The sequence below is a fragment of the Nocardia farcinica genome (genome assembly GCF_029867845.1).
GTDB lineage: Bacteria > Actinomycetota > Actinomycetes > Mycobacteriales > Mycobacteriaceae > Nocardia > Nocardia farcinica_A.
Window position 1 is genome coordinate 1 of sequence record NZ_JARWRU010001079.1, and the last position, 3,492, is coordinate 3,492.

General features: G+C 72.8%; 3 protein-coding genes and 1 pseudogene. All 4 read right to left on the reverse strand.

What is annotated here, in order from left to right:
- Nucleotides 1-31: 31 nt before the first annotated feature.
- Nucleotides 32-724 (reverse strand): acireductone synthase, encoded by a 693-nt coding sequence (gene mtnC / locus QH283_RS23790; RefSeq protein ID WP_280505163.1) that lies wholly within the window; start codon nt 722-724, stop codon nt 32-34.
- Nucleotides 721-1,296: a 1,2-dihydroxy-3-keto-5-methylthiopentene dioxygenase gene (locus tag QH283_RS23795; protein ID WP_280505164.1), complete on the reverse strand. Its 576-nt coding sequence runs from the start codon at nt 1,294-1,296 to the stop codon at nt 721-723. The genes mtnC and QH283_RS23795 overlap by 4 nt, the downstream gene beginning before the upstream one ends.
- Before the next feature lie 14 nt (nt 1,297-1,310).
- Nucleotides 1,311-3,083: an S-methyl-5-thioribose-1-phosphate isomerase gene (mtnA, locus tag QH283_RS23800; protein ID WP_280505165.1), complete on the reverse strand. Its 1,773-nt coding sequence runs from the start codon at nt 3,081-3,083 to the stop codon at nt 1,311-1,313.
- Between the two features lie 143 nt (nt 3,084-3,226).
- Nucleotides 3,227-3,492, reverse strand: a pseudogene (locus QH283_RS23805) (NTP transferase domain-containing protein); the annotation flags it as partial.

Consider the following 3,492-nt stretch of genomic DNA (forward strand, 5'->3'; position numbering starts at 1 on the left):
GGCGGCGGCCGGTTCGGCGCGAGGACCGGTCTCAGGCGAGGTCGGACAGCTCGGTGAACGAGGTGATCCACCGGTGCGGCGGGCGCGGCTCGTTCGGCTCGCCCGGCCGGTGGACCCCGACCGCCTGCCAGCCGGCCGCCACCGCGGCGTCCAGTTCGTCGGGGTGATCGGACAGGATCAGGATCCGCTCGGCGGGCGCCGCAAGCGCCGCCGCGATCCGCCGATAGGATTCGGCTTCCCGCTTGGGGCCCGCGCTGTTCAGGTCGAAGTGCGCGTCGACGAGCGAGCCGAGTTCGCCGCCGCGGGCGTGGGCGAACCAGTCCCGCTGGTTGCGCACCGAACCCGAGGAGTACACCGCCAGCCGCAGCCCGGTCGCGTGCCAGCCGCGCAGTGCCGCGGGCACGTCGGGAAAGAACTCGCCGTGCAACGCCCCGGCACGGAACCCTTCCGCGCAGATCAGCCCCTGGGCGGCCTTCAACGGCTCGGCCTTGACATCGCCGCCGAGCCAGTCGCGCAGGATCTCGGCCACCTCGCCGGTGCCCGCCTCCGGTCGCCGCGCCAGCGCCCTGGTCTGCGCCAGGATCTGCGCCGCCGCGTCGTGCTCGTGCTCGGCGAGCCAGTCGGCGAGCCTGGCGCGGGTGTAGCCGTAGAGGTCCTCCCGGACCGAACTGGTCGGGCTCGTCGTGCCCTCGATGTCGAGGACGATCACATCGGGGCGGCTCACGACGCGGTCAGCAGCTGGTCGAGCGTGGGGAAGCCGGAGCTGATCCTGTCGCCGGTGAAGTCGCCGATCCAGCCGTCGGCCTCCTCGAAGAAGCGCACGGCGACGAAGTCGGGGCGCTCGCCCATGTCGAACCAGTGCAGCGTGCCCGCGGGCACCGAGAGCAGGTCTCCCGCCTCGCAGACCACGGCCAGCACCTCCTCGCCGAGGTGCAGATAGAAGCAGCCACGACCCGCGGCGAAGTAGCGCACCTCGTCCTCGGCGTGGCGATGCTCGTCGAGGAACTTGGTGCGCGCGCCCTTCGCGGTCTCCGGCCAGGACGGGTCGGAATCGTCCGGGTGGATACGGGCGATGTCGATGTGGCGGTAGCGGCCGTCGGCGTTGAGCTCGGCCACCTTGTCGGCGTACCGCTCCAGCAACTCCTCTGACGACAGGCTCGCGGCGTCGTCGAGCGCGGGCCAACGGTCGAAGGCGATGCCGTGCGCGGCGAGTTCGGCGGCGATCGCCTCGTCGTCGGTGGTGCGCAGCCGCACCGCGCCCGCGTCGTCGGCGGCCATCACCTGGAGCAGAGTCATGACAGTGGTCCCATCTACGAAAGAGCGGTGTGCGTGGTTCGCTGTCGGCCCGTGGGCAGGGGCTGATCCTGTGGGCGGAACACGATCTCGCCGCCGGTGCGCAGCAACAGCTCGCACAGCGCCTCCAGGCACTCGGCGCGATCGCGTGCCTGCGAGAGATTCTGCCCCCAGGTGGTGATGCCGTGCCCGGAGATGCACAGCACCGGCGGAGCATCGGGGTGCTCGGTGAGCCGGCGTTCGATGTCCTCGCCGATGCGGGAGACGGTGCGCCAGTTCGGGAACACCGGCAGGTCGACGGCCTCGGGGTCGGCGCAGCCGAGGCCCTTGATGAGCTCGAGACCGGTGATCCGCACGGTGCCAGGGGTCTCGACAGCGCCTGCCCTGGTGGCCAGCGCGGTCGCGAACGGCGAGTGCACGTGCACCACCGCGGCGGCGTCGGTGGCGCGGTAGACGGCGGTGTGGATGGTGGTCTCCGCCGAGGGCTTCCGGGTCTGGCCGGGCAAGGGGGCGGAGTCGGCGATCCGCACGGTGACCATGTCGGCCGCGCCCAGCTCGCCCTTGGGCAGGCCGCTGGCGGTGACCACGGCGGTGTCGCCGGTGCGCACGGACAGATTGCCCGCGGTGCCTGGCATCCAGCCGCGGGCGTACAGCTCGCGGGCGGTGGCGGCGATCGCCGCACCCTGGTCCGTCGTGTTGCCGCCCGTCGTGTCGCCAGTTCTCGTATCGCCTGCCGTCGCGTCCGTTGCCGTCGCGTCCGTTCTTGTCGCGTCTCGCGGCGCGGCCGCCGCGAGGACGGTGCCGTGGACGATGCCGTTCTCGGTCACCACGGCAGTGATCAGATCCGCGGGGGTGACGTCGAAAGCCGGGTTGAACACGGCTGTTCCCTCGGGCGCGGTCGGCGTGCCCGCGAAGGCGGTGACCTCGCCCGCCCCGCGCTCCTCCACGACGATGTCACGCCAGCTCGCGGTGGCCGGGTCACGGGTGGACTCGGGGGCGACCACGATGAACGGCACCCCGTGCCGGTGCGCGGCCAACGCGACCGAGTAGGTGCCGATCTTGTTGGCGACATCGCCCGCGGCGGTGACCCGATCGGCGCCGACCAGCACACAGTCGACCTGACCGGTGGCCATGGCCCAGGCGGCCGCGGAGTCGATGGTGAGCCGGTGCGGGATGCCTGCCTCGGCCAGTTCCCAGGTGGTCAGACGGGCGCCCTGCAACAGCGGCCTGGTCTCGTCGACGAGCACGTCGGCGATGGCGTCGCGTTCGGCCAGCACCCGCAGCGCGCCGATGGCGGTGCCGAACGCGCTGGTCGCCAGCCTGCCGGTGTTGCAGTGGGTGAGCACCCGCAGCTTGCCCGGCCCGCACAGCCGCTGCACCAGGTCGGCGGCCTGGGTGGCGGCGGCGCGGTTCACGCGGCCGTCTTCGGCCAGCATCGCCAGTGTCTCGGCCAGTACCGCCTCGGCGCCCTCGGTGATCCTGGCCCGCACGCGGGTGACCGCCCAGGCCAGGTTGACCGCGGTGGGACGGGTGGCCACGATCCGGTCGGCCTCGGCCTGCGCCGCGGCCACGTCCACCACCCCGTCGCGGGTGTGCGCGGTGGTCGCGATGACCACGCCGAAGGCGCCCGCGATGCCGATGGCGGGGGCGCCGCGGATGGCCAGCGTCGCGATGGCCTCGATGATCTCGTCCACCGTGGCCAGGCGCATCCGGCGCTCCTCGTGCGGCAGCCCGCGCTGGTCGATGGTGACCAGAGCACCGTCGTCCCAGATCAGGGAACTGTCGGTCATGGAGAGGTCCTTCGCGGCCTGCGCATCCGGTGGGCATGCGGAAAAGAAATCGGACGCGGAAAACGATATCGACCCGCGCGCGGCGCGCCACACTCGGACTCAGGCTGATCCTGACTATGGACCAGCCGCCGGTGACCGGTGTTCTAGCGGGGCAGGGCGATGAACTCGACCGGGTCGCCGTCGCGCGCGCCGACCGGCACGATCACCAGCCCGTCCCGGTCGACCAGCCCGCCCAGGTGCGCGGTGCGGATCGAGGGGTCGCCGAGCAGGCCGCCGTCGTCGTGGCGGGCCGGGACGATCCGGGGCACGGGTCGGGTGATCTGGGCGGCGTTGCGCTGCGGGTGGCGGACCGGGCGGGCCGGGATCGCGCCGGTGCGGCCGTCGACGATGGCGGGGGTGGGCGCCCGCG

What these genes read in the sequence shown, in the direction of transcription:
- QH283_RS23795 (WP_280505164.1), bottom strand. Translation starts at nt 1,296, where the DNA reads ATGACTCTGCTCCAGGTGATGGCCGCCGACGACGCGGGCGCGGTGCGG.
- mtnA (WP_280505165.1), bottom strand. Translation starts at nt 3,083, where the DNA reads ATGACCGACAGTTCCCTGATCTGGGACGACGGTGCTCTGGTCACCATC.